Raw genomic sequence first — 26770 nt, forward strand, 5'->3', positions numbered from 1 at the left:
GGCCTGCTGCTTCAGGCGTTGACTTCAGCTTCGCGGGCCAGCCGGTCGATGGCGGCATCCAGCTCATCCAGGGCGTGCTGGGCGGCCGGATCATTTTGTTTCAGCAGGGTTTCGCTGCGCTGGCAGGCGGCACGTAGCTGCGGTACGCCGCAGTAACGGGTAGCGCCGTGCAGGCGGTGTACGCGTTCGATCAGGCTGTTGCGCTCGCCACTGTCGCGCGCCTGACGAATGGCCTGGCGGTCACCGGGCAGGCCGGCGAGCAGCATGCTCAGCATATCGGCGGCAAGGTCCGCCTTACCGGCAGCCAGGCGCAGGCCTTCATCGGCATCCAACACGCTGAGGTTGTTATGCGTGGTGCTGATGCCGGTGTGCTCATTGCTCTGGTTGCGCAGGGCCAGGCCGGTCCATTTGAGTACCACCTGGGCCAGTTGACGCTCGCTGATCGGCTTGGTCAGGTAGTCGTCCAGGCCGCTTTGCAGCAGGGCGCGTTTCTCGTTGGCGAGGGCGTGGGCGGTCAGTGCAACAATCGGCACCGGACTCCGGCTGCGTTGGCTTTCCTGTTGGCGAATGGCTTCGGTGGCCTGGCGGCCGTCCATGCCGGGCATCTGCACATCCATAAAGATCAGGTCGAATGGCTGTTCGGCAGCTTTCTCCACGGCCTCATAGCCGCTGTTGGCGATGCTGACTTGCGCGCCCATGTCGTCCAGCAGGGTTTGCACCAGCAGCAGGTTGGCTGGGTTGTCGTCAACGCAGAGAATCAGCGGCGGGCGGCTCGGGGCGCTCTGCTTGTTTTCTGTACGGTTCTGTCGTGGGCTCACCAGCTCAGCCAGGCCGCGCTGCAGCTTGCGCGTACAGGCCGGCTTGGCCTGCAGCTGGCTGTAAGCATCCGGCAACAGGCTGTGATAGAGCGACTGTTCGGTGGTGGGGCACAGCAGCAGGGTTTTGCAGGCCAGGCGTTCGAGCTCCCAGATGCGTTGATCGAGGCGCTCCGGCGGTAAGGTCTGGGTACTCACGCCGAGTACCGCCAGTTCAATTGGCTGGGCACTATGTCGCGCCTCGGCCACGGCGCTGAGCAGGCTGTCGAGGTTGTCGAAGCCGCTGACTTGCAGGCCGCAGTCTTCCAGTTGATGTTGCAGCGCCTGGCGTGCCAGGTCGTGGTGTTCCAGGGCGGCCGCGCGGCGGCCGAGCAGCGGTGGCCGCGGCAGGTCTTCGGCGTCGTCACGGGCCTTGGGCAGGCTCAGGGTGATCCAGAATTCCGAGCCTTCCTCGGGGGTGCTGTCGACGCCGATTTCGCCGCCCATCTGTTCGATCAGGCGCTTGGAAATCACCAGGCCCAGCCCGGTGCCGCCGGCCTGGCGGCTGAGCGAGTTGTCGGCTTGGCTGAAGGCCTGGAACAGCTCGCGCAGGTCGTCATCAGATAGGCCAATGCCGGTGTCCTGCACGCTGATGCGCAGCTGCGCGCGGTCGGCGCTTTCATCTTCAAGCATGGCGCGAATCACGATGGTGCCCGCACGAGTGAACTTGATCGCGTTGCTCACCAGGTTGGTTAGCACCTGCTTGAGCCGCAGCGGGTCGCCGATCAGCGACAGCGGCGTGTCGCGGTAGACCAGGCTGAGCAGCTCCAGCTGTTTGGCGTGGGCGGCCGGGGCGAGGATGGTCAGGGTGTCCTGCAGCAGATCGCGTAGGTTGAACGGGATATTTTCCAGTACCAGCTTGCCGGCCTCGATCTTCGAGAAATCGAGAATCTCGTTGATGATCGCCAGCAGGCTGTCGGCGGATTTTTCGATGGTGCCCAGGTAATCCTGCTGGCGCGGCGTCAGTTCGCTTTTCTGCAGCAGGTTGGTGAAGCCGAGGATGCCGTTGAGCGGGGTGCGGATCTCGTGGCTCATATTGGCGAGGAATTCGGACTTGATTCGACTGGCCTCCAGGGCCTCTTTGCGCGCCAGGTCGAGTTCGATGTTCTGGATTTCGATGGTCTCCAGGTTCTGCCGTACGTCTTCGGTGGCCTGGTCGACGCTGTGTTGAAGTTCTTCCTGGGCGTTCTGCAGCGACTCGGCCATGCGATTGATGCCCGAGGCCAGTTCGTCCAGCTCATGGCTGCCGAGTGGCGGCAGGCGGGTTTCCAGGTGGCCGTCTTTGAGCTGGGCGACGCTCTGTTTGATCTGCCGCAGCGGGTCGTTGATCGTGCGGCTCATGCGCACGGCGAGCAGGGCGGTGACCATCAGCCCGGTGGCAATCAGCAGCAGGCTGGCCAGCAGGCTGCGGTAGCCGCTGAGCAGGGTGCTGTGGTGGGACAGCTCCAGCTCGACCCAGCCGAGCAGCCGGGTGTCAGGCTCCCCTGTAGTTTTGCCGGTGATGCTCAGGTGCTGCTGATACACCGGCAACAGAAAGCGCGTGGCGTTCTGATTGCTGTTCTGCGCGGGTTGCGGCTCGCCAGCTGCCGGCGAGGGATTAAGCATGCTCGGCCCAGCATGAGCCAGGGTGTTGCGCTCGGCGGCGAGAAAACTCACGGCACGCACATCCGGTTGATCGAGTGCTTGGTTGGCAATGCGCTGCAGCACCTCGCTGTCGCCGGCATGCAGCGCTGGTGCGGCTAATGGCGCGAGCTGCTCGATGATCATCTGCCCGCGCTGCAGCAGTTGTCCCTGCAGGCCAGACAATTGCACCCAGGTGAAATAGCCGCCCAACACCAGCGCCAATAGGCTGGTGGGCAACAGGGTGAGCATTAGCACACGACCTTTAATGCCTAAATCCTTTAACACGCGCTGCCTCCTTGGGTGATGTTTTGGCAGTGTAGCGATTCAGCCGGCGAGAATCTGTAGGTGAGTGCGGCGTGGTTAGTAGGTAGAATTATTCTCATTTGAGTTGGTGGATTATTCGTGCTCACTTGTACCCGTCCAGCCGCGCGGATTCTTGCGGTTGAAGATGACCCGCTACTGGCCAGCCATTTGCAGCAGCATCTGCAGGACAGCGGTTACGGCGTCACCCTCAGTCGCGATGGCAGTGAAGGGCTGCGACTGGCAGTCGAGGGTGACTTCGATTTGGTCTTGATGGACATCCTGCTGCCTGGCATCAGCGGCTTGCAGGTATTGCAGAACCTGCGTGAGCAGCGCGGCGTGCCGGTCATTCTGATGTCTGCATTGGGTGGCGAACAGGACCGGATTGCCGGTTTCAGCCAGGGCGCGGATGACTACCTACCCAAGCCCTTCAGCATGGATGAACTGAAAGTGCGCATCGAGGCGGTGCTGCGTCGGGTGGCGTATGAGCGGCGTGAATTTACTGCGCCGGGGGTGGATCCGCAGTTGCAGTTTGACGATTCGCGCACGGATGTGTGCCTGCGCGGGCAATGGGCTGATCTAACCCAGACTGAGTTTCGCCTGCTTGAGCTGTTTGTGCGCCATCCGGAAGGCTTGATGACCAAGGCCTTTCTCTACCAGCAGGTGCTGCGCCGCGCCTATTCACGGCACGACCGCAGCCTGGACATGCATATCAGCCATATCCGGCGCAAGTTGCTGGCCCTTGGCTACAGCGCCGGGCGCTTGGAAACCGTGTGGGGCAAAGGTTATCTGTTTACCCGCGAGGGCGTTTGAGCCATGCCGGGACGTCACTCGTTGTTCTGGCGGCTGGCTTTGCTGGTCATGGCTTTCTGCCTGCTGATCATCTGGGTTAGCTGGTCCTGGGGCGGGCGTATCGAGTTTCGCGGCTATCTGCTCAGTGAAGCGGCGCAGCAGCAACTGCTTGGCTATGCCGCTGAGGCAGAGCAGGTCTGGCGCAGTGCTGGTGCCGAAGGCATCGAGCGCTGGCAGATGCAGATGCAGCAGCGCGAGTCAGTCTGGCTGGCGGTGCTTGGTCGCGATTTGCGCGCCCTCGGCACGCGGACGTTGAGCCTGGCAGAAACCGAGCGGCTTACGGCCATGCGCCATATCGACTGGCCGATGAGTAAGCGCGCCAGTGGCCTGCCGGTCATTGCCTTGCCGTTTCCGCAGCAGCCACAGGATGGCCAATTGGTGATCGAGTTGCCGGAGCGTTTTCTGCCACAGGGTTTTACCTGGCACGCCCAGTTGCTGGTGCACGGCCTGCTGCCCTGCGGGCTGGCGCTGCTGCTCTGTGCCTTGCTGTATCGCTTGCTGATTACCCCGTTGCAGCACCTGCGTGAGCAGGCCAACGCCCTGCGTGATGAGCAACTGAGTGTGCGCACGGCTAGTCAGATCAGTACCCGTCAGGATGAACTGGGCGAGCTTGGCCGCGCCTTCGACCATATGGCCGAGCGCCTGCAGGGCATGCTCAGCTTGCAGCGTCAGCTACTGCGCGATCTTTCCCATGAGCTGCGTACACCCTTGAGCCGTTTGCGGGTGGCCTGTGAGAGTGGCCTGGATGCCGCACAGCTGCGTCAGCGCCTCGAGCGAGAGGTCAACGGCATGCAGTGCCTGGTGGATGACACCCTGGAGTTAATCTGGCTGGGTACGGAACGTCCGCAGCCTGAGTTGGAGCCGATCAGCCTGCCTTCGCTGTGGGCATTGCTGGCCGATGATGCCTGTTTTGAAAGTGGCTGGCCGCAGGCCCAGCTGCGTTGCCTGTTACCTGAGCACTGCTGCGTGCGCGGGCACCTCAATGGCCTAGCGCAGGCGCTGGAAAACGGTTTGCGCAATGCCATTCGGCATTCCCCCCCTGGCGCAATGATCAGCCTGGATGGGCGCTTGGAGCAGGGCGATTGGCTGTTCTGGCTGGAGGATCAGGGTGGTGGCGTGGCGGCTACGCAGCTGGAGCAGATGTTCCTGCCGTTTATTCGTTTGTCAGCGGCTCGCCCCGGCGGTGATGGTTTTGGCCTGGGCCTGGCGATTGCCCGCAGCGCCATGCAGATGCAGGGCGGGGCGATGTGGGCCGAAAACACGGGTGAAGGTTTGCGCCTGAATTTCCGGCTGAAAAGTGTATAGATTGTAAATGAACTTTACTCACAAATAAGAATGAGTAGCATCTGCGCCGTTCCCGCGTGCCGGTCGGGCTGGCGTAGCTTGTGACTGCCTGCCTTTGAGCCTGGACGCGGACCATTCGCCACAGGAGAGGGTGTTCATGCAGTCGCGATTCAAGCTCAGTCATCTGTCATTGGCCATCGTTGCGGCCAGTCTTTCCCCCTGCACGCTGTTTGCCGCCGACGTGGTGGATGCCGAGTTCGATGCCCTGAGTGCAGTCGCCGAACCCACCGATGCGATCAAGCTCAAGGATGCTGTGGTCACCGCCAAGCAGGAGCTCAAGCAGGCGCCGGGCGTATCGATTATTACCGCCGAGGACATCAAGAAGCGTCCGCCGGCCAATGACCTCTCCGATGTGATCCGCCGCGAACCGGGGGTCAATCTGACTGGTAACAGCACCAGTGGCAGCCGTGGCAACAATCGCCAGATCGACCTGCGCGGCATGGGCCCGGAAAACACCCTGATTCTTATCGATGGCCGTCCCTCCAGCTCGCGTAACGCCGTGCGTTACGGTTGGACCGGTGACCGTGACACCCGTGGCGAAACCAACTGGGTGCCGGCTGAGGAAGTCGAACGCATCGAAATCCTCCGCGGCCCGGCCGCCGCACGCTATGGCTCGGGTGCCATGGGCGGGGTGGTGAATATCATCACCAAGCGGCCGACTGAAGAGTTGCGTGGTTCGGTCACCCTGTACGCGATCCAGCCGGAAGATGACGCCGAAGGGGCCGGTCAGCGTGCCAACTTCAACCTCAGCGGTGCGCTGAACGACAGTCTGGCCTTCCGCCTGTATGGCGGTGCCAATAAGGCCAATGCCGATGATGCTGATATCAACGGTGAACATCAGGTGGGTGCCGATACTCTGGTGGCGGGTCGTGAAGGCGTGCGCAACAAGGACATCAGTGGCCTGCTCAGCTGGCAGCTGAACCCCGATCACAGCCTGGATCTGGAAGCCACCTACAGCCGTCAGGGCAACATCTACGCCGGCGACACCATGCTTAACGGTGGTGGCGCGTTCGTGAACCAGCTGTATGGCAAGGAAACCAACATCATCCAGCGCAGCAGCTACGCGCTAACCCATAACGGCAGCTACGACTGGGGCAGCTCCACCGCCTCGCTGGCTTATGATTACACCCGTAACGAGCGCCTCAATGAAGGCCTAGCCGGGGGCGGTGAGGGTGCGCCGGCGGAAGGTGCCGGAGTGTTCATGTCGCGCCTGCGCAACACCCGCGCCAATGCCGAAGTCAATTTGCCGCTGGAAGTCGGTGCGCCGCAGGTGCTGACCTTGGGCGGCGAATACCTCTATGAAAGTCTGAATGACCCAGGCTCCATGCGCGCGCAAACCTGGGACCCGGGTGTCGGCGGTGTGCCGGCGGTTCCTGGTTTTGACCGCAGTCAGACCAAGACCACCGCGCACAGCTTTGCCCTGTTTGCCGAGGACAATATCGAAGTGGGTGATCGCACCATCGTTACCCCTGGGTTGCGCTATGACGACCATGAAGAGTTTGGCGGCAACTGGAGTCCGAGCCTGAATGCCTCCCATGAACTGACCGATGAGCTGACCCTTAAAGGCGGTATCGCCCGGGCCTACAAGACCCCCAACCTGTATCAGTCCAACCCCAACTACCTGCTCTATAGCATGGGTTTTGGCTGTAACGCGGCAGAAAACAACACTGGCGGCTGCTACCTGATCGGTAATCCGGATCTGGAGCCGGAAACCAGCATCAACAAGGAAATCGGTCTGGCTCTGGATAAGGGGACCTGGCGCACCAGTGCGACCTACTTCCGCAATGACTACAAGAACAAGATCGTTTCCAGCAACACGGCGGAGTTCCGCTTGGCGAACGGTCGTCGTGTGCAGAACTGGGAAAACTCCGGTAAAGCCGTCGTCGAAGGGGTTGAAGGCAACCTGTTCGTCACCCTCAGCCCGACGCTGGAGTGGAACACCAACTTCACCTACATGATCGAGTCCAAGGACAAGGACAGCGGCGAGCCGCTGAGCATCATCCCCGAGTACACCGTCAACACCAGTCTGGACTGGGCTGCCACCGAGAAGCTGTCGCTGCAGGTCAGCGGCACCTACTACGGCACCCAGGAGTCCCCGAGCTACAACGCTCGGCGCAACGTGGCGATCGACAGCCAGGCACAGAAGGACATCGATCCTTACGGCCTGATGGGCGTCAGCGCCGGCTATGCTTTCAATGAGCAGTACAGCGTGCGCATGGGGATCAACAACCTGTTCGACAAGCGCATCTACCGCGAAGGCAACGCCACCGAAGCCGGGGCCAACACCTACAACGAAGCCGGGCGTGCCTACTTCGCCTCGGTCACCGCATCCTTCTAGGTCATCGTGCTCCTTACCCGTCGCTACGGCGGGTTTCGGCTCCGTCAGGCGTGTCCTGGCGGAGCCTTTTCAGTGCAGGAAAACGCTTAATGCAAGTGTGGAATCAGGGGTATCTGGCCGAGTTGCCCTATCCCCATCATGTGCAGCCGCAGTTGGCACCGAGTTGGCTGGTGGCGCTGCAGACGGCCCTCGGGCAACGCGCAAGCAGCCTGTTGTCGGGGTTTCGCTATTGCGAACTGGGTTGTGGGCAAGGCCTGAATAGCCTGTTGCTGGCCGCCAGCAATCCCGAGGGGCAGTTCGTGGCGGTGGATTTCAACCCCCAACATATCGCCCATGGCCGTCGACTGGCCGCGGCTGCGCAGTTGAGCAACATCGAGTTTGTGCAAGCCGATTTCACCGAGCTGCTCGCGCAACCGGGTGAGGGTTACGACTTTATCGTGGCCCATGGGGTGTACAGCTGGGTAGCGCCCGCACAGCGCGCGGCCATCCGTGGCTTTGTCGAGCAGCGCCTCAAAGCCAATGGGCTGCTGTGCCTGGGTTATATGTGTCAGCCCGGCATGGCGCCGTTGGCAGCGGCTCAGCGGTTTATCTGGCAGCACGCACAACACAGCGAAGGTTCAGCGCCGCAGCGCGTGCGGGCAGCTCTGGATGCATTGCAGGCCTTGCAACAAGGCGGCGCCGGCTATTTTGTCGAGCAGCCTGAGATGGCCCGGCTGCTGGCGCGCAGTGCCGAGCAGGGGTTGGACTATCTGGCCCATGAGCTGCTGTGTGAGCACTGGCAGCCGTTGCCGGTGGCCGACGTCATGGCAGAGTTTGCCAGCCTTGGCTGTCAACTGATCGGCAGCGCCATTCCACTGGAAAACATCGATGCAGTGTCGTTGCCCGGTAACTGCCTGGCCGCGATTCAGGGCCTGACTGACCCGCTGCTGCGGGAAACCGCCAAGGACCTGGCACGCAACCAGGCCCAGCGCAGTGACCTGTACCAACGCGGCGATCAGGCCCTGTCGGCCATGGCGCATCAGCACGCCTTGTTGGACAGCTGCTGGGCACTGTTGCCCGCTGCGCCGGCACCGGGGCCGGTGGAATTTTCAACGCGAATCGGTTCGTTGCAGGGCGCTGCCGAGTTGTATCAGCCGCTGCTGCAGGCCCTTGGCGAGGGGCCGCAAAGTTTTGCCGAGCTGGCGCGGCGCCCCGCCCTGGTGGCGCAGGTTGGCCAGCTCAGCGGTGCCTTGCAGCTGTTGACCTGGGCGGGCTATGCCCATCCGTTGCTGCACGCGCCGGTGGATGTCACCCGCTGCCAGGCACTCAACCGTCTGTTGGCCGAAGGGGCCTTGCAAGGTGAGGGCTACGCGCACCTGGCGGCACCTAGCCTGGGCGCGAGCGTACCGGCAGATAAGCTTGAAATGGCCGCCGCCCGCGTGCTGTTGGAGCACCCGCAGTTACGTGGCGTTTTACTGAGTGAAACCATTCAGGCCCTGCTACGCCGCCACGGCGTAATGGTGGAACAGGCCGCCGAGCGCGTGCAGCGCTTCGAGCAACACACCTTGCCCTGTTGGCAAGTGCTGGGGGTAGTGCCATGAAGCGCTGCTGTTTGTGGTTGTTCTGTCTGTCCTGGCTGAACGTGACGAGCGCAGCTGACTATCCCGGTTACCATCGGCTTGAGCCGTTTCAGGTGCAGTCGGCAGATGCCCAGCGCAGCTATCAAGTGCAGCTGCTGGTACCGACGCGTGCAGCGCCGGCTAGCGGTTTCCCAGTGCTTTATCTGCTTGATGGTCATGCCGCGCTGGCGGCGCTGAAGGCGCAATGGCTGGACGAACTGAAGGCGGGGACGCCGCCGCTGCTGGTGTTTATCGGGCATGCCGGTGAGCGGCCCTTCAATGTGCCGGCGCGCACCCTCGATTTCACTCCGGCACGTCGCGATGGTCAGCCGATGCAGGCCTTCAATGGCGTGCAGGGTGGCGGTGCCGCGGCCTTTCTGGCGTTGCTAGAGCAGCGCATCAAGCCGCAGGTGGCCGCGCAGCAACCGATTGATCCGGCGCAACAGGCGCTCTGGGGGCATTCGTTCGGCGGGCTGTTCGTGCTCAACACCCTGCTCACTCAGCCCGCGAGCTTTAGCCGCTATATCGCAGCCAGCCCGTCGCTGTGGTGGCAATCCGGGCTGGTGCTGGAGACCGAACGCGGCTTTGCCGGGGCCACTGCCCAGCTGTTGATCGTGCGCGGCAGTGATGAAGGCCTGCCTGGCAACGCCCGATCCGGAGTCGATCTGTCAGTGCTGGAGCCGCGGCGCAAGGCCATGGCTGCGGTTCCGGTTGATGCCGCGCGGCAGATGGCCGAACGCCTGGGGCGCTGGCCGGACATGCAGGTGACATATCAGGAATTTGCCGGCTTGGGCCATGGGCCGATGTTGGCCGCGTCCCTGCGGCCGGCACTGCGGATGGCGGCCGGCTTGGCGCAGGAGGGAAGCAATGAGTAAGGCCGGAGAAACAACGCAGGCGTGGCCGATCTGTTCACGGGTGTTGGCCGGGCTACTGGGTGGCTATGTGTTCACCTACGCATTGACCGCCGCCCTGGCGCAGCTGTTGCCGCTGGACCGGGTGGATGCGCTGCTGATCGCCAGCTTGCTGTCATTCACCGTCTACACCATGGCGATTCTCTGGGCGTTTGCCGCGCGCAGCGTCTGGCGCGCCTGGGTGGTTGTGCCGGCCGCTGCGCCGCTGGCGCTGATCGGCTTCTGGCCACACCTGCTGGAGCGCCTCGCATGAAACAGACCCTGACTCAATCCATGGCCTGGCTGCACACCTGGGGTGGCCTGCTGTTCGGCTGGCTCTTGTTCGCCATTTTTCTCACCGGCAGCCTGGCGGTGTTCGACCAGGAGATCGATCACTGGATGCAGCCGGAGATCAAGCAGGCGTCGGTCAGCAACGCTCAGGCTGTCGAGCATGCCGTGGCCTATCTGCAACGCCAGCATGCCAATGCCAGCGCCTGGAACATCAGCCTGCCCAGCGAGCGCATGCCTGCCTTGCGGGTGACGGTGGGCGACCGACGCTCAGGCATCAGCACGTACTTGGACCCACTCACCGGTGAGCCCTTGGTGGTGCGCGACACGGCCGGCGGTACATTTTTCTTTCGTTTTCACTACAGCCTCAGCATGCCACGCAACCCGGGTATCTGGATTGTCGGGTTGGCGGCGATGGTGATGCTGGTGGCGCTGATCAGCGGCATCATCATTCACAAGAAGTTCTTCAAGGAGTTCTTCACTTTCCGCCCGAACAAGGGCCAGCGCTCCTGGCTGGATGCACACAATGCCAGTGCAGTGTTGCTGTTACCGTTTCATCTGATGATTACCTATACCGGCCTGTCGATCTTTGCCCTGATCTATATGCCGGCAGCGCTGGACAGCCTCTATAAAGGGGATTTTGAAGCGTTCTACCGCGAACACATCGAGGTCATGGCGGAGCCGCGTCAGGCGCCAACTCAGCCAGCGCCGCTGACGCCGCTGGCCCCGCTATTGGCCCAGGCCGAAGCGCGCATGGGGCCGCTGAGCGGTGTGGTGATCGAGCACCCCGGCCGCAGTGATGCGCATATCGAAATGCGCCGGGTGCTGGGTAACCGTATTGCCCTGACCAAAGGCCACAACATGGTCTTCGATGGGGTTACCGGTGAGCTGCTGGCCGGGCCGCCGGAGCTGCGCCCCAGTGTGCTGGCGCAACGGGTGATGTTTGGCCTGCACTTTGCGCAGTTCGGCGGTTACCCGATGCGCTGGTTGTACTTCGTCTGCGGCGTGCTCAGCAGCGCCATGATCGCCACCGGGCTGGTACTGTTTACGGTGAAGCGACGGCGTAAATACGCCAGTGAAAGCCGCTCGGGGCAACAGCTCTATCGCCTGGTGGAAAGCCTCAATGTGGCTGTGATCAGCGGCCTGGCTGTGGCCTGTATCGGTTTGCTCTGGCTCAACCGCCTGCTGCCGCAGGAGCTGGCCCAGCGTGCCGGTTGGGAAGTACGCGGCTTCTTTGCAATCTGGCTGCTGAGCTTGCTGCACGCCTGGCTGCGCCCGCGCCTGCAGGCCTGGCGTGAGCAGCTGAGCCTGGCTGCGGTGCTGTGCCTGGGCTTACCGCTGCTCAGTGTAATCAGTGACGGCCAGGCCTGGGGCGACAGCATGCGCCTGTGGCTGGAGGTGACGGTGGTGGCGCTGGGCCTGCTGCTGGCCTGGAGTGTCTGGCGCTTGCGTCAGCCACAGGTGCAACACAGCGAGCGGCGGGTGCGGCACGTACGGGCGCAGGTGAATTGAGATGATGACCGCATTCTTGGGCAGTCTGTTGCTGGCCTACAGCAGCATGCTGGCGCTGTGTCAGGGCCTTGAACGGCACTACAAACAGGTTTGGGGCAGGGCGCCGACGTTGCTGCAACGCCGCGTTCTGCGTGGCAGTGGCTGGTTGCTGCTGGTGGCCAGCCTGTGGGGTTGCGCGCAAGCCTGGGGTTGGGCGATGGGCCCGGTGGGCTGGTTCGGCATGCTGTCGCTGAGCGGCTTTGCCCTGGCCCTGCTGTTGCCCTATGCACCGCGCCTGGCGGTGTACGGTCCGGTGTTGGGGCTGCCGTGCTGGCTGTTGCTGTACGCCTTGGTGGGGTAATTTTGCTGCCGTGTAGTGGTGTTCGCTGATATGGCCGAGCGCAGTTTGCCGTTATCATGGCGGCCTTCTTTGCTTCTGGATCATCTCGTTCGCCATGAGCCCGCATTACCCAACCATCGCCGATTGCGTCGGCAACACCCCACTGGTGCGCCTGCAGCGCCTGCCGGGCAACACCAGCAACACCTTGCTGTTGAAGCTGGAAGGTAACAATCCGGCCGGTTCGGTAAAGGATCGTCCGGCGTTGTCGATGATCACTCGCGCCGAGCAGCGCGGCGACATCCAGCCCGGTGATGTGTTGATTGAGGCCACCAGCGGCAATACCGGCATCGCCCTGGCCATGGCCGCGGCGATCAAGGGTTACCGCATGGTGCTGATCATGCCGGACAACTCCACCGCCGAACGCAAGGCGGCGATGACTGCCTACGGCGCGCAGCTGATTCTGGTCGGCGGTATGGAAGAAGCCCGCGACCTGGCCCTGCAGATGCAGGCTGACGGTAAAGGTAAGGTGCTCGATCAGTTCGCCAACGGCGACAACCCGATTGCCCACTACACCAGCACCGGCCCGGAAATCTGGCAGCAGACGGGCGGGCAGATCACCCATTTCGTCAGTTCGATGGGCACCACCGGCACCATCATGGGCGTCTCGCGTTTCCTGAAAGAGCAGAAGCCCGAGGTGCAGATCGTCGGTCTGCAGCCGATGGAAGGCGCGGCGATTCCTGGTATCCGCCGCTGGCCGCAAGAGTATCTACCGAAGATTTATCAGGCCGAGCGGGTTGATCGCATTATCGATATGGGCCAGCAAGAAGCCGAAGACGTGATGCGTCGTCTGGCGCGTGAAGAAGGCATCTTCTGCGGCGTGTCGTCCGGTGGTTCGGTGGCGGCGATGCTGCGTCTGTCCCAGGAAGTCGAGAACGCGGTGATGGTGGCGATCATCTGCGACCGTGGCGACCGTTACCTGTCCAGCGGCGTTTACGACGCTCCGAGCACTGATGGCAAAAGCAACTGATGGCCAAGAAAGACGGCGGTCTGCGCTTTCAACCCAGCGGTGGTTCCCGCGCAACCCAGGTGCCGGTGGGCAAGAAGCAGAAGCTCACCATCGAGCGCCTGGCCAACGACGGCCGGGGTATCGCTTTCAGCGAAGGGCGTACCTGGTTTGTCAGCGGCGCACTGGCCAGCGAGCAGATTGAAGCGCGAGTGCTCGGTGCCCACGGCAAGGTAGTCGAGGCGCGGGTTGAGCGCATTCTCACCGCCAGTGCTGAGCGGCGTAGCGAGGCTTGCGTGCATGCCAAGGTCTGTGGCGGCTGCAGCCTGCAACATATGCCCCATGCCGATCAGCTTGCCCTGAAACAGCGCATGCTCGCCGAGCAACTCAGCCGCTTGGCCAATCTTGAGCCGCAAGAGTGGGCTGCGCCATTGGTCGGCCCTGAGCTGGGCTATCGCCGCCGCGCACGGATCGCCGTGCGCTGGGACAACAAGGCCAAGCGCCTGGATGTGGGTTTTCGCGCAGCGGCGAGCCAGGACATCATCGCCATCAACGATTGCCCGGTGCTGGTACAACCTTTGCAGCCGATCCTGCGTGCGTTACCCCAGGTGCTGCGTGAGTTGGATAAACCTCAGGCCATTGGTCATGTCGAGTTGTTCAGCGGCAGCTCCAGTGCTGTGCTGATAAGGCATACCGCTGTATTGAGCGAAGCGGACCTGGCCCGTTTGCAGGCGTTCTGCATGGCGCAGAATGCGCAGCTCTGGTTACACGGTACGGACGAGCCGCAGCCGTTTGATCCAGCGCAGCAGCTGAGTTATCGCTTGGATGCGTTTGCTCTCGACCTGGCGTATCGGCCCGGTGACTTTGTGCAGGTCAACCAGCCGGTGAATGACGCCATGGTCGCGCAGGCGCTGGATTGGCTGGCGCCGCAGGCCGATGAGCGGGTACTGGATCTGTTCTGCGGTCTGGGCAATTTCGCCTTGCCATTGGCTCAGCGAGTGGGTGAACTGGTGGCGGTGGAGGGCGTGCAAACCATGGTCGAGCGCGCCGCCGAGAATGCCGTGAGCAATGGTCTGGGCAATGCGCACTTTTTCCAGGCCGACCTGTCCAACCCGCTGGTCGATGCGAGCTGGGCGCAGGGCGGTTTCGCCGCGGTGCTGTTGGACCCGCCGCGGGATGGCGCGTTGCAGGTGGTCAAGCAAATGACGGCGTTGGGCGTCAAACGGGTGCTGTATGTGTCGTGCAACCCGACGACCCTGGCCCGTGACAGCGCCGAGTTACTGGCGCAAGGCTATCGGCTGGAACGTGCCGGTATCCTCGATATGTTTCCGCAAACCGCGCACGTCGAAGCGATGGCGCTGTTTGTCAGGCAGTAGATAGAAGCGCCGTATCCCGGCGCTGCAGGGGCGCGCAGGGAGTGCGCCTTAAGTGGTTAAACCGACCGGCTCATAGAAGGCGGCGACTGTTCGGTGTGCATGCCGCGCACCGTAGGGAAGGTAAGCAAGATGGTTCAGGTCAGAGCGCATCAGCCGATCAACGATGACGGCAGCATCAACCTTGAAGCCTGGCTCGGGCATGTGCTGAGTGTCGATCCGGCACTGGATCGCGAAGCCCTGCGCGAGGCCTGCGAATTCGCCCGCGAGGCTGAGCAGCAGGCCAATGCCGCGAAGAATCTGTGGACCGAGGGCGCGTCGAGTTTTCGCTCCGGTCTGGAAATCGCCGAAATTCTCGCCGACCTCAAGCTCGATCAGGACTCCCTGGTCGCAGCCGTAATCTACCGCTGCGTGCGCGAAGGCAAGGTGCCCTTGGCGCTGGTGCATCAGCGTTTCGGCCCGGTGGTGGCCAAACTGGTCGAGGGCGTGCTGCGCATGGCGGCAATCAGCGCATCCTTGAATCCGCGTGATTCCCTGGTGCTCGGCTCCCAGGCGCAGGTGGAAAACCTGCGCAAGATGCTCGTGGCGATGGTCGATGACGTGCGCGTGGCGCTGATCAAGCTGGCTGAGCGCACCTGCGCGATCCGCGCGGTTAAAGAAGCCGATGATGAGAAACGTCAGCGCGTGGCCCGCGAGGTGTTCGACATCTACGCCCCGTTGGCTCACCGCCTGGGCATCGGCCACATCAAGTGGGAACTGGAAGACCTGTCGTTCCGCTATCTGGAGCCTGAGCAGTACAAGCAGATCGCCAAACTGCTACACGAGCGCCGGCTGGACCGTGAGCATTACATCAATGAAGTGATGGGTCAGTTGCGCGTTGAGCTGGAGGCCACCGGGGTCAAAGCCGACATCAGCGGGCGGGCCAAACACATCTATTCGATCTGGCGCAAAATGCAGCGCAAGGGTCTGCAGTTCAGCCAGATTTACGACGTGCGCGCGGTGCGCGTGCTGGTGCCGGAAGTGCGCGATTGCTACACCGCCCTCGGTATTGTGCACACCCTGTGGCGGCACATTCCCAAGGAGTTTGACGACTACATCGCCAACCCCAAGGAAAACGGCTACCGCTCGCTGCACACCGCCGTGCTCGGCCCGGAAGGCAAGGTGCTGGAAGTGCAGATCCGCACCCAGGCCATGCATGAGGAGGCCGAACTGGGCGTGTGCGCGCACTGGCGTTACAAAGGCACCGACGTTAAAGCCAGCTCCAATCATTACGAAGAGAAGATTTCCTGGCTGCGTCAGGTGCTCGAATGGCACGAAGAGCTGGGCGATATCGGCGGTCTGGCCGAACAGCTGCGCGTGGATATTGAGCCGGACCGGGTCTATGTGTTCACTCCGGACGGTCACGCCATCGACCTGCCCAAGGGCGCCACGCCGCTGGATTTTGCCTACCGCGTGCACACCGAGATCGGCCACAACTGCCGTGGCGCGAAGATTAACGGGCGCATCGTGCCGCTCAACTACAGCCTGCAGACCGGCGAGCAGGTGGAGATCATCACCAGCAAGCATGGCACGCCAAGCCGCGACTGGCTGAACTCCAACCTTGGTTATGTCACCACCTCGCGGGCGCGGGCGAAGATCGTCCACTGGTTCAAACTGCAGGACCGCGACCAGAATGTCGCGGCCGGTAAGGTCCAGTTGGAGCGTGAGCTGCAGCGCCTGGCGTTGCCGCATGTGGACTTCGAAAAACTGGCCGAGAAGGCCAATATGAAGACCAGCGAGGACTTGTTCGCCTCCCTCGGTGCCGGTGACTTGCGCCTGGCGCAGCTGGTTAACCTGGCGCAGCAGCTGGTCGAGCCGGATCGAGTCAACGAGCAGTTGGAGTTGATTCCACGCAAGGCGCTGGGCTTCAAACCGGGCAAACGCGGCGATATCCAGATTCAGGGCGTCGGCAACCTGCTGACGCAAATGGCCGGTTGCTGCCAGCCGCTGCCGGGCGATCCGATTGTCGGCTATATCACCCAGGGTCGTGGCGTGAGCATCCACCGTCAGGACTGCGCCTCGGTGCTGCAACTGGCTGGGCGCGAGCCGGAGCGGATTATCCAGGTCAACTGGGGCCCGGTGCCGGTGCAGACCTACCCGGTGGAAATCATCATCAAGGCCTACGACCGTTCTGGCCTGCTGCGTGACGTGACCCAGGTGCTACTCAACGAGAAGCTCAATGTGCTGGCGGTGAATACCCGCTCGAACAAGGACGACAACACCGCGTCCATGTCGATCACCGTGGAGATTCCGGGGCTCGATGCGCTTGGGCGCTTGTTGGGGCGTATCAGTCAACTGCCCAATATCATCGAAGCCCGTCGCCATCGGGTTTCCTGAGGCGATTACGATCTAACTGGATTTGCCATGTACCAACTGGACGACCTGCTGCACCTTATGGCCCGGCTGCGTGACCCGCAGCATGGTTGCCCGTGGGATCTCAAGCAGAACTACGCGACGATTGTGCCGCATACGATCGAAGAGGCGTACGAGGTGGCCGATGCCATCGAACGCGGTGACTTCGATCATCTGCCGGGTGAGCTGGGCGACCTGCTGTTTCAGGTGGTGTATTACAGCCAGCTGGCGCGCGAAGAAGGGCGCTTCGAGTTTGCCCAAGTGGTCGATGGCATCACCACCAAGCTGATTCGCCGTCATCCCCATGTGTTCCCCGATGGCGATCTGTATGGCGCTGTGGACGTGGCCAAGCTGGAAGAGGCCGCGGTCAAGCAGCGTTGGGAAGAGATCAAGGCCGAGGAACGCGCCGATAAAGCCGCCGCTCCCGAGCAACTCTCGCTGCTCGACGATGTGCCCGCGGCGCTGCCGTCGTTAAGCCGGGCAATCAAGCTGCAGAAGCGCGCTGCCCTGGTCGGTTTCGATTGGCCCGAGGCCTTGCCGGTGGTCGACAAGGTGCGCGAAGAATTGGATGAAGTGCTCGAAGCCATGAGCGAGAACGACCCTGAGGCGATTAGCGAGGAGATCGGCGATCTGCTGTTTGTGGTCAGCAACCTGGCGCGGCACCTGAAGGTCGATCCGGAAACTGCCCTGCGTGCAGCCAACGCCAAATTCGAGCGGCGTTTTCGTTTTATCGAGCAGGCATTGCGCGAAGTGGGGCGCAACATGGAAGATTGCGCCCTGGATGAATTGGACGCGCTCTGGGGCGAAGCCAAAAAACTGGAAAAGCTGACCCCGAGTTGCTGATTGTGCGGGTGCAGTCTGCGCGCTGATGGTGGGCACGCCCGCTTTAAATTGATGGTTGGAAAGGTAGGTTATGGCTCTCTCACTACGCGATCAGCTGCTCAAAGCCGGGCTGGTCAATGAAAAGCAGGCCAAGCAGGCCGGCAAGCAGCAGCAGAAACAACAGCGCCTGGTGCATAAAGGTCAGGCCGAGAAGGACGAATCGCAAAAGCTTGCCGCCCAGCAGGCCATGGCTGAGAAAGCCGCACGTGACCAGGAACTGAACCGTCAGCAGCAGGAAAAGATCGAGCAGAAGGCCCGAGCCGCGCAGATCAAGCAACTGATTGAAGTCTCGCGTCTTCCCAAGCTGACCACCGAGGATTACTACAACTTTGTCGACGACAAGAAGGTCAAACGTCTATCGGTGAACACCTTGGTGCGCAACAAACTCAGCAGTGGCTCGCTGGCCATCGTCCGCCACGGCGGCGGCTATGAAGTGATCCCGCGTGAAGCCGCACTGAAGATTCAGGAGCGTGATCCTCAACGCGTGGTGCTGCTCAATACCCCAACCGAAGCGCCGGATGCCGATGATCCGTACGCGGCCTATCAGGTGCCAGATGATCTGATGTGGTAATGGCGCCTAGTTTCACCCACGGACACCCGCCCACAAAAAAGCCGAGCACTTAGCTCGGCTTTTTTCATCGGACTAACTCAGTCCTGGCGGCCTTCAACGGCTTTGCCGTCGACGGTGCCGTCCTTGAGCATGATCTGGTATTCCTTGCCGTCTTTCTCGACCTGATGCAGGCGTACCAGCAGGAACTCCCAATCTTTGGCGAACCAGAGGATGGTCTTGCGGCTGCTTTGTGTCGGATCGCGTACGCGTTCTACCTTGATGGCGTCGATCAGGCCAGCTTTGGTACGCACAGTTTCTTCACCCAGCACGCGGAAATCGTAGGTTTCCACTTCGTCGCCATCGACCACCTGGTAGCTCATGCTCTTGGTGCCGGCGGCCACGTCATATTGCAGGGCAAGTTGGTAGGTCGACTTGTCCAGCAGGCCACGGTTCAGCGGCAGGCGCACCGGGGTGTCGCGATCACTGCCGATGACCTGTTTGGCGCTCCAGTCGAAGTCGTGCTCGATCTTCTTGCCCTTGCCCAGACCGTTGCGTTCATACAGGTAAGTCTGCGGCAGGAAGACTTCTTTATCCACGCGCAGAGTGCTTTGTTCGGTCAGGCTGGCGACCAGCATGGAGGCTTCGAAGTTCAGCTTCCATACGCCGTTATCCAGCGCTTCAAGGCTGCGTTCGGCGCTGCCGCTGACGGGCAGTTGCTTCCAGTCGGCGGTGTAGCTTGCGGAGAAGGGTTTCAGCTCGACGGCCAGTGCCGGCAGGCTCAAAAGTGTCAGTGCGAACAGTAAGGCGCGACCCATGGTGTCTCCTTGATTACGTTCGAATTAGCTGTCCAGTGCTCGGTAACAGTTGCTCGTCCAACATCGCCCCCTGCGCGGCCAGCTGCAAACGGCCTTCGGCAAACCAGCGCACGGCCAGCGGGTAAATCACATGTTCTTGCTCGTGTACGCGCTGCGCGAGGCTGCTGGGCGAGTCATCCGACTGTACCGGTACCACTGCCTGTACGACCAGTGGTCCGCCATCGAGTTCCTCGCTGACGAAGTGCACGCTGCAGCCGTGTTCGCTGTCACCCGCTTCCAGCGCCCGCTGATGGGTGTGCAGACCTTTGTATTTCGGCAGCAAGGAAGGGTGGATATTCAGCAGGCGTCCGGTGTAGTGACGAACGAAGCCGGGCGTCAGGATGCGCATAAACCCGGCCAGTACAACAAGTTGCGGATTAAACGCATCAATCGCCTCGACCAGCGCAGCGTCGAAGGCTTCGCGGCCGTCGAATTGCTTGTGGTCGAGCACGGCGGTGGCTATGCCGGCTTGTTTTGCGCGCTCCAGGCCATAGGCATCGGCGCGGTTGGAAATCACCGCGCTGATACGTGCCGGATTGCCGTCATGGGCGATGCTGTCGATCAGCGCCTGCAGGTTGCTGCCGGAGCCGGAGATCAGCACCACCACATTACACTGTGCCGACATTAGTGCTGTTTCAGGTTGTTCAGCACGACCTGAGCAGCACCTTCGGCGGCTTCACCGATCTGGCCGATCACCCAAGGCTGCTCGCCAGCAGCGGTAAGGGTTTGCAGGGTGATGTCGACTTGATCCTGGGCCACGCAGATAACCATGCCGACGCCGCAGTTGAGTACGCGATGCATCTCGTGCTCATCCACATTGCCTTTTTCCTGTAGCCAGTCGAAGACCGCTGGGCGAGTCCAGCTGGCCACGTCGACCACGGCTTGTGCGCCTTTTGGCAGCACGCGCGGGATGTTGTCGAGCAGACCACCACCTGTGATGTGGGCCATGGCTTTGACTGCGCCAGTGTCCTTGATCAGTTTGAGCAGCGGTTTGACGTAAATGCGGGTCGGCGCCATCAGCAGGTCGGTCAGCGGCTTGCCGTCGACCTGGGTGGTTTCGATTTCAGTGCCCGACACTTCGATGATCTTGCGAATCAGCGAGTAGCCGTTGGAGTGCGGGCCGGAGGACAGCAGGGCGATCAGCGCGTCACCAGTGGCGACTTTCGAGCCGTCGATGATTTCGGCTTTTTCCACCACACCGACGCAGAAGCCGGCCAGGTCGTAGTCTTCACCTTCGTACATGCCCGGCATTTCAGCGGTTTCACCGCCAACCAGCGAGCAGCCCGCCAGTTCGCAGCCGGCGCCAATGCCAGTGACTACTGTGGCTGCTACATCGACATTAAGCTTGCCGGTGGCGTAGTAGTCGAGGAAGAACAGCGGCTCGGCGCCACACACCACCAGGTCGTTGACGCACATGGCGACCAGGTCCTGGCCGATGCTGTCGTGCTTGTTCAGGTTCAGCGCCAGGCGCAGCTTGGTGCCGACGCCGTCAGTACCGGAAACCAGCACCGGTTGCTTGTAGCCCGCCGGGATCTCGCACAGGGCGCCGAAGCCACCCAGCCCACCCATGACTTCCGGACGCGCGGTGCGCTTGGCAACGCCTTTGATGCGTTCGACCAGGGCTTCGCCTGCGTCGATATCTACACCTGCGTCCTTGTAGCTGATGGAGGGTTGCTTGCTCATAGATCCAGGCCTTTAGGGGAAATTCGGATTGGCACCACCGCTTATGGCGGCGGTCTGCGAAGGCGCGCGATTTTATCAGGCTTACCCGGCAGCGGCCACCCGCTAAGGTTGCGGCTGTTGGGGCGGCTGTTTAAGCTCGAAATCTGGCTGTTGTTGGCTATCTGCGGTTGAAAAGGGCTTTGGAATGCGCCTTAACAGCACATAAACTCGCACTCTTGAGCCACCGCGGCCTTCCTTATGTGGTGTGGGTTGGTCACAACTGTTGTTAAACCTGGCCTGCGCGCCACTTTCCGTCCGTCGAGAATTCATCCATGCGTTTGACCGCTCGCCTGCTTCTAATCTGTTTGTCGCTGTCCGGCCTGCCGGCGTTTGCCGCGCCGGTAAGTGATCTGTACCAAGTCCGCGAAGCGGTCAGCAGTCAGCAACCGGAAGAACGTGCTGCTGCCCTGAGCCGCGCGCTGGATACCCTCGTGGTGCGCCTGACCGGCAAAGCCGATGCGACTCATAACCCGGCGCTGGCGGCGCTGCGCAAGGATCCGCAACAGATCGTCAGTCAATACGGCTATGAAGGCGACAAACTGTTGGTCGATTTTGACCCGCTGAGCACTGACCGCAGCCTGCGTCAGGCGGGCCTGGCGCTGTGGGGCGCGAATCGTCCGAGCATTCTGCTGTGGTGGTTGAGCGATGCCAGTGATGGCAGCCGCCTGCTCGGTGATGGCCAGGCCGCTGCTGAGCCGTTCAATCAAGCCGCGCAGCACCGTGGCCTACCACTGCGTCTGCCGTTGGCTGACCTTGCCGAGCAACTGGTTGCGGTGCCGGAAAACCTTACGGCGAATGATCCGGCTGCCCTGCGTGAAGCCTCCGAACGCTACGCCACCGATGCTTTGCTGGCAGTTGTGGCACGCGAAGCAAACGGAACATGGCAGGCCGAGTGGCGCCTTTGGCTGGGCGATGAGCGGGAGCAGGGTACTGTGCAGGGTGCCGATCAAGCCGCGTTGGCCGATGCCATTCTGTTGGCGGTCAACCAACGTCTGGCACCACGCTTTATTGTCGCCGCCGGCGCGGCCAGTGGTCTGACCGTAGAAGTGCAGGGCGTTGACCTGGCGCGTTACGCCGAGCTGCAGCGCATTCTTGAGCCGTTCGCGGCGCAACTGCGCAAGGTGCAGGGCGATACACTGACCTTTGCGGTCAATGCCAATCCCGAGCAGTTGCGTGCGCAACTGGGCCTGGCGCGCTTGCAGGAAGTGCCAGCAGAAGCCCCAGTGGTTGACGCCAGCCAGTCGGTTACGCCGCCGGCTACTGCGGCTGAGCCCGCTTCCGCAGTGGTGGCGCCTGAAAATGTGCTGAGGTTTCGCTGGTAGACTGCGGCAATTACTCCGGTCCCTGATTTGAAAACCGCAGCTATCGAGCTGCGGTTTTCTTATGTAACGGGCCTCGGGTTTAGTATTTCTGGATAAAACGTTGGCATATGGAGCGCTGGGCATGATCGATTCGCACCGTTGGATATGGATAGTCGCGGCACTGCTGCTGTGCGGCCTGTTGTACCTGCTGGCGCCGATTCTCTCGCCGTTTCTGATCGGCGTTCTGCTGGCCTATATGGGCGACCCGCTGGTCGACCGTCTGGAGCGATGGAAACTCTCGAGGACCTGGGGCGTGGTGGTGGTCTTTGCACTTATCACCCTGATCATGGCCATCTTGCTGCTGGTATTGGTGCCCATGCTGGGCAAGCAGCTGGTGCGCTTGTACGAGTTGATCCCGGAGATGCTTGACTGGGCACAGAATCAAGCCCTGCCATGGGTTCAACTCAAGTTGGGCCTGAGTGAAGGCTTCTGGCGTTTTGATCAACTGAAAACCGCGTTGTCCGGGCAGTTGGGTAAAACCACCGATATCGTCGGCATGCTGCTGTCCACGGCCACCTCTTCAGGCCTGGCTCTGCTGGCTTGGCTGGCGAACCTGGTGCTGATTCCGGTGGTGAGCTTCTACTTGATGCGCGACTGGGACCTGATGGTCGCCAAGCTGCGTAGCCTGCTGCCGCGCGGCCGTGAAGGCCTGGTTGTGCAGCTGTTCGGTGAGTGCCACGAAGTACTCGGCGCTTTCCTGCGCGGTCAGTTACTGGTGATGCTGGCGCTAGGTGTAATGTATGCCACCGGGCTGATGGTGATTGGCCTGGAACTCGGGCTACTGATCGGCGTACTGGCAGGTCTTGCCAGCATCGTGCCGTATTTGGGCGTGGTGGTCGGCATCGGTGCGGCATTGACGGCCGGCCTGTTTCAGTTCGGCATGGACCCTTACCCACTGGTGGCCATCGCTGCAGTTTTTATCGTCGGGCAAATGCTCGAAGGCATGCTGCTGACACCGATGCTGGTGGGCGACCGCATCGGCCTGCATCCGGTCGCAGTGATCTTCGCCATCATGGCCGGCGGCCAACTGTTCGGCTTTACCGGCATCCTTCTGGCTTTGCCAGTGGCAGCGGTGATCATGGTGTTAGTGCGTCATCTGCATGATTTCTATAAACTTTCCGATCTTTACGGTGAGCCAGCCAACGGTTCCGACGAGCCGCCCAACCCAGCATGACACCCATACAACTGCCTTTAGGTGTGCGTCTACGTGATGATGCCACTTTCGCCAATTACTACCCTGGAGCCAATGCTGCGGCGTTGGGCTATGTCGAGCGTTTGTGTGAAGCGGATGCTGGCTGGACGGAAAGCCTGATTTATCTGTGGGGCGGCGAGGGTGTAGGGCGTAGTCACTTGTTGCAGGCGGCGTGTTTGCGCTTTGAGCAGCGCGGCGAGCCGGCGGTGTATCTGCCGCTGGCTGAGGTGGTCGAGTACGGCCCGGCGCTACTGGACAATCTGGAGCAGTGCGAACTGGTCTGTCTGGATGATCTGGATGCGGTGGCCGGGCGCAGCGACTGGGAAGAAGCGCTGTTTCACCTGTTCAATCGTCTACGCGACAGCGGTCGGCGTCTGTTGCTGGGCGCCAGCACTTCACCGCGCGAATTGCCGGTGCAGCTGGCGGACCTGCAATCACGCCTGACTTTGGCACTAGTATTCCAGCTGCAGTCACTCTCCGATGAGGACAAACTGCGTGCTCTGCAACTGCGGGCTTCGCGTCGCGGTTTGCACCTGAGTGATGAAGTCGGGCGTTTTATCCTGACTCGTGGTGAGCGCAGCATGAGCGCTTTGTTCGATTTGCTTGAGCGCCTGGATCAGGCGTCATTGCAGGCTCAGCGCAAGCTGACCATTCCCTTCCTGAAAGAAACCCTCGGCTGGTAAAGCTCCCGCCATATAACGCTGAGCCTGCGTGCAGCCAGGCTCAGCGTTTATCTTAGTTTTCCCCTGCCAACTTGCGCTCGTACTGAAAGCGCCAGCGGGTAAACATCAGTGCTGCGCAGAACAAGCTGAAGCTCAGCCCTGTCAGTAGCCAGCCGTACAGCGCTTTGCTCGGGTCGAAGGCCGCAAGAACGCCCTGAATAAAATACAGATTCACCACAAAGCACGCCCAGGCGTGGGCGCGAGCGTTGCCGAGGATCAGACCAGGGGCGAGTAAAAGCAGCGGGGCGAGCTGTACGCCAAGGATCACCCAGAGAAGTTTTCCTGGAACATTGGCGAACCATAGGTTCCACACCAGCAGTAATGCGCCCAGGCCAAAAAAGCTCAGCAGGCTGGCGATGCGGCTGATGCTAAGGCGCGGCTCTAGCCACTCCAGGGTCGGCAGTGGTTTTGCGGTTTTAGCCACGGGTGTTCTCCAGTTTTGCAGCGGTTTGCGCCAGGCGTTGACCGAGTGCGCGGCACAGGGCTGTTTCATGTTCATCGAGGGTGCGTTTGCCATCGGCACCGGCATGGTGGCTAGCACCGTAAGGCGTACCGCCGCCTCGGGTTTCCAGCAGCGCAGCTTCGCTGTAAGGCAGCCCGGTGATCAGCATGCCGTGGTGCAGCAGGGGCAGCAGCATCGACAGCAGGGTGGTTTCCTGGCCGCCGTGTAGGCTGGCGGTGGAGGTGAACACGCCGGCCGGCTTGCCGACTAGGCCGCCGGTCAGCCACAGGCCGCTGGTGCCATCGAGGAAGTACTTGAGCGGCGCGGCCATATTGCCGAAACGGGTCGGGCTGCCGAGTGCCAGGCCGGCGCAGTTCTTTAGGTCATCCAGGCTGGCGTACAAGGCGCCTTCTGCCGGGATATCCGCGGCCACTGCTTCGCATTCGCTGGAGACAGCAGGCACGGTGCGTACACGCGCTTCGAGGCCACCCATTTCTACGCCGCGTGCAATCTGGCGGGCCATTTCAGCAGTGGCGCCATGGCGGCTGTAGTACAGCACCAGGATGTAGGGTGTGCTCACGGCAGAATCTCCAGAACATTTTCAGGTGGGCGACCGATGACGGCTTTGTCTCCAACGACCAGAATGGGGCGTTCAATCAGTTTGGGCTGGCTGGCCATGGCCGCGATCAGCTGTGTGTCAGTCAGTTGCGGGTCGCTCAGGCCGAGAGCCTTGTATTCATCTTCACCCGTGCGCAGTAGCTGCCGTGCGCGGATGCCGAGCTTATCCAACAGTGCCTGCAGCTGATCGGCGCTCAGCGGTGTTTCCAGGTAGCGCAAGATGGTTGGGCTGAGCCCGCGGTCTTCCAGTAATTGCAATGCACTGCGTGATTTCGAGCAGCGCGGGTTATGGTAAAGCGTCATAGCGGTCATGTTCGGGTCGCCGATTACCTTCGATGGCGGCTATTCTAACCGCTAACAGCATTCCCGCCTGCGCTTGTGAGTCAGGTTGTCGGGATGCAAATGGCTAAGGAGAGGGCATGCTGCAACGTGTTAACAACCTGTTGGAGTTCTGGCGTTTTCTGTTGCAGCGCTTTATCGCCGACCAAGGCACCAGCAATGCGGCGGCCTTGACCTACACCACCCTGTTTGCGGTGGTGCCGATGATGACAGTGACCTTTTCCATGCTCTCGGCTATTCCGGCGTTCCAGGATACCGGCGAGCAGATTCAGAGCTTTATCTTCCGAAATTTTGTGCCCTCAGCAGGCGAGACCCTGCAGCAATACCTGCGTGACTTCACTACCCAGGCGCGCCAGTTGACCTGGATTGGTGTAGCAGTATTGGCTGCGACGGCGTTCTGGATGCTGGTGACGATCGAGAAAACCTTCAACACCATCTGGCGTGTGCGTCAGCCGCGCCGGGGGGTGTCGAGCTTTTTGCTGTACTGGGCGATCCTCAGCCTGGGCCCGCTGCTGCTGGGCGGTGGCTTTGCCATCAGCACCTACTTCACGTCACTGTCGCTGATCTCGGGTCCGGATGCTTTGCTTGGGGCGCAGGCCTTGCTGAAATTCATGCCGCTGGTATTCAGTGTGGCCGCATTCACCTTGCTCTATGCAACGGTGCCGAATGCACAGGTACCAGTTCGCCATGCGTTGCTGGGGGGCTTATTTGCAGCGGTGTTGTTCGAAGTGGCGAAGATGCTATTCGGCCTGTATGTGCGCCTGTTTCCCGGTTATCAGCTGATCTACGGGGCCTTTGCCACGGTGCCGCTGTTTCTGTTGTGGATCTATCTGTCCTGGTTGATTGTGCTGTTTGGCGCTGAGCTGGTCTGCAACCTGGGGTTTTCCCAGCAATGGCGCAAGCGCGCAATACCACGCTTGTTGATGGCGCTTGGCGTCTTGCGGGTGTTCTATGAGCGTCAGCAGTCGGGTTTGAAAGTGCGCTTGCTGGACGTGCAGCGTCAGGGCTGGTCGTTGGCGGAACATGAATGGGAAGAGATTTTGGTGTTTCTCGAGCAGCAGAAACTGATTGCCCCGACCGGTTCCGGTTCCTGGGTATTGAGCCGCGATCTTGGCCATTATTCGCTGCAACAACTGCTCAGCCACAGTCCTTGGCCGTTGCCTAGGGCTGAGAATCTACCCGAACAGCTTGACGAAGCCTGGTATCCAGCGCTGCGCAATGGCTTGATGAAGTTGCAAGAAGAGCAAACGGCGCTATTTGGTGAGGACCTGGCGACGTGGTTGCAGGTAGAGGCTGACGCTGCAACATGACGTAAAACGTCAGTTTGCGGCGCTGAACTGGTGGCGCATGATGGCACTGGTGACCATGAAGGTCGCCAAACGCGGTTAAAGGGAAGCTGGCAC

Annotated in this window: 24 protein-coding genes; 17 read left to right on the forward strand and 7 right to left on the reverse strand. The window is 61.4% G+C overall.

Going from position 1 to position 26770, the window contains the following annotated elements; genetic code table 11:
• Window positions 1-11: 11 nt before the first annotated feature.
• Entirely contained in the window at window positions 12-2762 is a 2751-nt protein-coding gene (locus CUR33_RS13550) for an ATP-binding protein (RefSeq protein ID WP_289239981.1), read from the reverse strand.
• A 117-nt stretch (window positions 2763-2879) separates the two neighbouring features.
• On the opposite strand from CUR33_RS13550, the gene CUR33_RS13555 reads away from it, so the two are divergent.
• The 13 genes from CUR33_RS13555 (at window position 2880) to CUR33_RS13615 (ending at window position 18138) form a co-directional block, all read left to right on the forward strand.
• Window positions 2880-3590: a response regulator transcription factor gene (locus CUR33_RS13555; protein ID WP_289239982.1), complete on the forward strand. Its 711-nt coding sequence runs from the start codon at window positions 2880-2882 to the stop codon at window positions 3588-3590.
• Window positions 3591-3593: 3 nt separating this feature from the next.
• Window positions 3594-4934: a sensor histidine kinase gene (locus tag CUR33_RS13560; RefSeq protein ID WP_289239983.1), complete on the forward strand. Its 1341-nt coding sequence runs from the start codon at window positions 3594-3596 to the stop codon at window positions 4932-4934.
• Between the two features lie 136 nt (window positions 4935-5070).
• Window positions 5071-7311, forward strand: a complete 2241-nt coding sequence (locus CUR33_RS13565; RefSeq protein WP_289239984.1) for a TonB-dependent siderophore receptor — start codon at window positions 5071-5073, stop codon at window positions 7309-7311.
• Window positions 7312-7400: 89 nt separating this feature from the next.
• Complete coding sequence (locus CUR33_RS13570; RefSeq protein WP_289239985.1) at window positions 7401-8891, forward strand: class I SAM-dependent methyltransferase; 1491 nt, start codon at window positions 7401-7403, stop codon at window positions 8889-8891.
• Window positions 8888-9784 (forward strand): alpha/beta hydrolase, encoded by an 897-nt coding sequence (locus CUR33_RS13575; RefSeq protein ID WP_289239986.1) that lies wholly within the window; start codon window positions 8888-8890, stop codon window positions 9782-9784. Before CUR33_RS13570 ends, CUR33_RS13575 begins: the two co-directional genes overlap by 4 nt.
• Window positions 9777-10073: an iron transporter gene (locus CUR33_RS13580; RefSeq protein ID WP_289239987.1), complete on the forward strand. Its 297-nt coding sequence runs from the start codon at window positions 9777-9779 to the stop codon at window positions 10071-10073. The genes CUR33_RS13575 and CUR33_RS13580 overlap by 8 nt, the downstream gene beginning before the upstream one ends.
• Window positions 10070-11599: a PepSY-associated TM helix domain-containing protein gene (locus CUR33_RS13585; RefSeq protein WP_289239988.1), complete on the forward strand. Its 1530-nt coding sequence runs from the start codon at window positions 10070-10072 to the stop codon at window positions 11597-11599. The genes CUR33_RS13580 and CUR33_RS13585 overlap by 4 nt, the downstream gene beginning before the upstream one ends.
• A 1-nt stretch (window position 11600) precedes the next feature.
• The gene (locus CUR33_RS13590) at window positions 11601-11939 is read left to right on the forward strand and encodes a DUF3325 domain-containing protein (protein ID WP_289239989.1); all 339 of its coding nucleotides are present in this window, start codon (window positions 11601-11603) and stop codon (window positions 11937-11939) included.
• 94 nt (window positions 11940-12033) lie between these two features.
• A complete protein-coding gene (gene cysM, locus CUR33_RS13595) occupies window positions 12034-12945 on the forward strand; it encodes a cysteine synthase CysM (protein WP_289239990.1) in 912 nt (303 codons plus the stop codon).
• On the forward strand, window positions 12945-14297 hold the full coding sequence (gene rlmD, locus CUR33_RS13600) for a 23S rRNA (uracil(1939)-C(5))-methyltransferase RlmD (protein WP_289239991.1): 1353 nt from the start codon (window positions 12945-12947) through the stop codon (window positions 14295-14297). Before cysM ends, rlmD begins: the two co-directional genes overlap by 1 nt.
• A 129-nt stretch (window positions 14298-14426) precedes the next feature.
• Window positions 14427-16670: a GTP diphosphokinase gene (relA, locus tag CUR33_RS13605; protein WP_160087591.1), complete on the forward strand. Its 2244-nt coding sequence runs from the start codon at window positions 14427-14429 to the stop codon at window positions 16668-16670.
• Between the two features lie 27 nt (window positions 16671-16697).
• Entirely contained in the window at window positions 16698-17528 is an 831-nt protein-coding gene (mazG, locus tag CUR33_RS13610) for a nucleoside triphosphate pyrophosphohydrolase (protein ID WP_289239992.1), read from the forward strand.
• Window positions 17529-17598: 70 nt separating this feature from the next.
• Window positions 17599-18138, forward strand: coding sequence for a DUF2058 domain-containing protein (locus CUR33_RS13615; RefSeq protein ID WP_090252530.1), 540 nt, complete (start codon window positions 17599-17601; stop codon window positions 18136-18138).
• 77 nt (window positions 18139-18215) lie between these two features.
• On the opposite strand, the gene CUR33_RS13620 is transcribed toward CUR33_RS13615, so the two are convergent.
• The 3 genes from CUR33_RS13620 to purM are packed head-to-tail and all read right to left on the reverse strand — an operon-like array spanning window position 18216 to window position 20654.
• Window positions 18216-18932, reverse strand: a complete 717-nt coding sequence (locus tag CUR33_RS13620) for a DUF3108 domain-containing protein (RefSeq protein ID WP_289239993.1) — start codon at window positions 18930-18932, stop codon at window positions 18216-18218.
• Window positions 18933-18945: 13 nt separating this feature from the next.
• On the reverse strand, window positions 18946-19596 hold the full coding sequence (gene purN, locus CUR33_RS13625; protein ID WP_289239994.1) for a phosphoribosylglycinamide formyltransferase: 651 nt from the start codon (window positions 19594-19596) through the stop codon (window positions 18946-18948).
• Window positions 19596-20654 carry a phosphoribosylformylglycinamidine cyclo-ligase gene (gene purM / locus CUR33_RS13630; protein WP_289239995.1) on the reverse strand — a complete coding sequence of 353 codons (1059 nt, stop codon included), beginning with the start codon at window positions 20652-20654 and terminating at the stop codon, window positions 19596-19598. The genes purN and purM overlap by 1 nt, the downstream gene beginning before the upstream one ends.
• Before the next feature lie 311 nt (window positions 20655-20965).
• Here purM and CUR33_RS13635 point away from each other — a divergent pair, with 311 nt between their 5' ends.
• From CUR33_RS13635 to hda, 3 genes are all read left to right on the forward strand, one after another.
• On the forward strand, window positions 20966-22015 hold the full coding sequence (locus CUR33_RS13635; RefSeq protein WP_289239996.1) for a DUF2066 domain-containing protein: 1050 nt from the start codon (window positions 20966-20968) through the stop codon (window positions 22013-22015).
• A gap of 121 nt (window positions 22016-22136) precedes the next feature.
• Complete coding sequence (locus tag CUR33_RS13640; RefSeq protein WP_090252543.1) at window positions 22137-23228, forward strand: AI-2E family transporter; 1092 nt, start codon at window positions 22137-22139, stop codon at window positions 23226-23228.
• A complete protein-coding gene (hda, locus tag CUR33_RS13645) occupies window positions 23225-23929 on the forward strand; it encodes a DnaA regulatory inactivator Hda (RefSeq protein ID WP_090252546.1) in 705 nt (234 codons plus the stop codon). The genes CUR33_RS13640 and hda overlap by 4 nt, the downstream gene beginning before the upstream one ends.
• 52 nt (window positions 23930-23981) lie before the next feature.
• Here the strand turns inward: hda and CUR33_RS13650 are convergent, their stop codons facing one another.
• Genes CUR33_RS13650 through arsC form a run of 3 tightly spaced genes read right to left on the reverse strand, consistent with a single transcriptional unit; the run spans window position 23982 to window position 25340 of the window.
• Window positions 23982-24392: a DUF2069 domain-containing protein gene (locus tag CUR33_RS13650; protein ID WP_090252548.1), complete on the reverse strand. Its 411-nt coding sequence runs from the start codon at window positions 24390-24392 to the stop codon at window positions 23982-23984.
• Window positions 24385-24990 carry an NAD(P)H:quinone oxidoreductase gene (gene wrbA / locus CUR33_RS13655; RefSeq protein WP_289239997.1) on the reverse strand — a complete coding sequence of 202 codons (606 nt, stop codon included), beginning with the start codon at window positions 24988-24990 and terminating at the stop codon, window positions 24385-24387. The genes CUR33_RS13650 and wrbA overlap by 8 nt, the downstream gene beginning before the upstream one ends.
• The gene (arsC, locus tag CUR33_RS13660; RefSeq protein WP_289239998.1) at window positions 24987-25340 is read right to left on the reverse strand and encodes an arsenate reductase (glutaredoxin); all 354 of its coding nucleotides are present in this window, start codon (window positions 25338-25340) and stop codon (window positions 24987-24989) included. Before arsC ends, wrbA begins: the two co-directional genes overlap by 4 nt.
• Window positions 25341-25447: 107 nt before the next feature.
• On the opposite strand from arsC, the gene CUR33_RS13665 reads away from it, so the two are divergent.
• Window positions 25448-26677, forward strand: coding sequence for a virulence factor BrkB family protein (locus CUR33_RS13665; protein ID WP_090252557.1), 1230 nt, complete (start codon window positions 25448-25450; stop codon window positions 26675-26677).
• The last annotated feature ends 93 nt before the right edge of the window (window positions 26678-26770 follow it).

This window comes from Pseudomonas sp. FEMGT703P (genome assembly GCF_002786345.1).
Classification (GTDB): Bacteria; Pseudomonadota; Gammaproteobacteria; order Pseudomonadales; family Pseudomonadaceae; genus Aquipseudomonas; species Aquipseudomonas peli.

What these genes read in the sequence shown, in the direction of transcription:
- cysM (WP_289239990.1), top strand. Translation starts at nt 12,034, where the DNA reads ATGAGCCCGCATTACCCAACCATCGCCGATTGCGTCGGCAACACCCCA.
- CUR33_RS13590 (WP_289239989.1), top strand. Translation starts at nt 11,601, where the DNA reads ATGATGACCGCATTCTTGGGCAGTCTGTTGCTGGCCTACAGCAGCATG.
- CUR33_RS13570 (WP_289239985.1), top strand. Translation starts at nt 7,401, where the DNA reads ATGCAAGTGTGGAATCAGGGGTATCTGGCCGAGTTGCCCTATCCCCAT.
- hda (WP_090252546.1), top strand. Translation starts at nt 23,225, where the DNA reads ATGACACCCATACAACTGCCTTTAGGTGTGCGTCTACGTGATGATGCC.
- CUR33_RS13560 (WP_289239983.1), top strand. Translation starts at nt 3,594, where the DNA reads ATGCCGGGACGTCACTCGTTGTTCTGGCGGCTGGCTTTGCTGGTCATG.
- arsC (WP_289239998.1), bottom strand. Translation starts at nt 25,340, where the DNA reads ATGACCGCTATGACGCTTTACCATAACCCGCGCTGCTCGAAATCACGC.
- relA (WP_160087591.1), top strand. Translation starts at nt 14,427, where the DNA reads ATGGTTCAGGTCAGAGCGCATCAGCCGATCAACGATGACGGCAGCATC.
- CUR33_RS13635 (WP_289239996.1), top strand. Translation starts at nt 20,966, where the DNA reads ATGCGTTTGACCGCTCGCCTGCTTCTAATCTGTTTGTCGCTGTCCGGC.
- mazG (WP_289239992.1), top strand. Translation starts at nt 16,698, where the DNA reads ATGTACCAACTGGACGACCTGCTGCACCTTATGGCCCGGCTGCGTGAC.
- CUR33_RS13615 (WP_090252530.1), top strand. Translation starts at nt 17,599, where the DNA reads ATGGCTCTCTCACTACGCGATCAGCTGCTCAAAGCCGGGCTGGTCAAT.
- CUR33_RS13640 (WP_090252543.1), top strand. Translation starts at nt 22,137, where the DNA reads ATGATCGATTCGCACCGTTGGATATGGATAGTCGCGGCACTGCTGCTG.
- CUR33_RS13665 (WP_090252557.1), top strand. Translation starts at nt 25,448, where the DNA reads ATGCTGCAACGTGTTAACAACCTGTTGGAGTTCTGGCGTTTTCTGTTG.
- CUR33_RS13565 (WP_289239984.1), top strand. Translation starts at nt 5,071, where the DNA reads ATGCAGTCGCGATTCAAGCTCAGTCATCTGTCATTGGCCATCGTTGCG.
- CUR33_RS13585 (WP_289239988.1), top strand. Translation starts at nt 10,070, where the DNA reads ATGAAACAGACCCTGACTCAATCCATGGCCTGGCTGCACACCTGGGGT.
- rlmD (WP_289239991.1), top strand. Translation starts at nt 12,945, where the DNA reads ATGGCCAAGAAAGACGGCGGTCTGCGCTTTCAACCCAGCGGTGGTTCC.
- CUR33_RS13620 (WP_289239993.1), bottom strand. Translation starts at nt 18,932, where the DNA reads ATGGGTCGCGCCTTACTGTTCGCACTGACACTTTTGAGCCTGCCGGCA.
- purN (WP_289239994.1), bottom strand. Translation starts at nt 19,596, where the DNA reads ATGTCGGCACAGTGTAATGTGGTGGTGCTGATCTCCGGCTCCGGCAGC.
- CUR33_RS13580 (WP_289239987.1), top strand. Translation starts at nt 9,777, where the DNA reads ATGAGTAAGGCCGGAGAAACAACGCAGGCGTGGCCGATCTGTTCACGG.
- CUR33_RS13575 (WP_289239986.1), top strand. Translation starts at nt 8,888, where the DNA reads ATGAAGCGCTGCTGTTTGTGGTTGTTCTGTCTGTCCTGGCTGAACGTG.
- purM (WP_289239995.1), bottom strand. Translation starts at nt 20,654, where the DNA reads ATGAGCAAGCAACCCTCCATCAGCTACAAGGACGCAGGTGTAGATATC.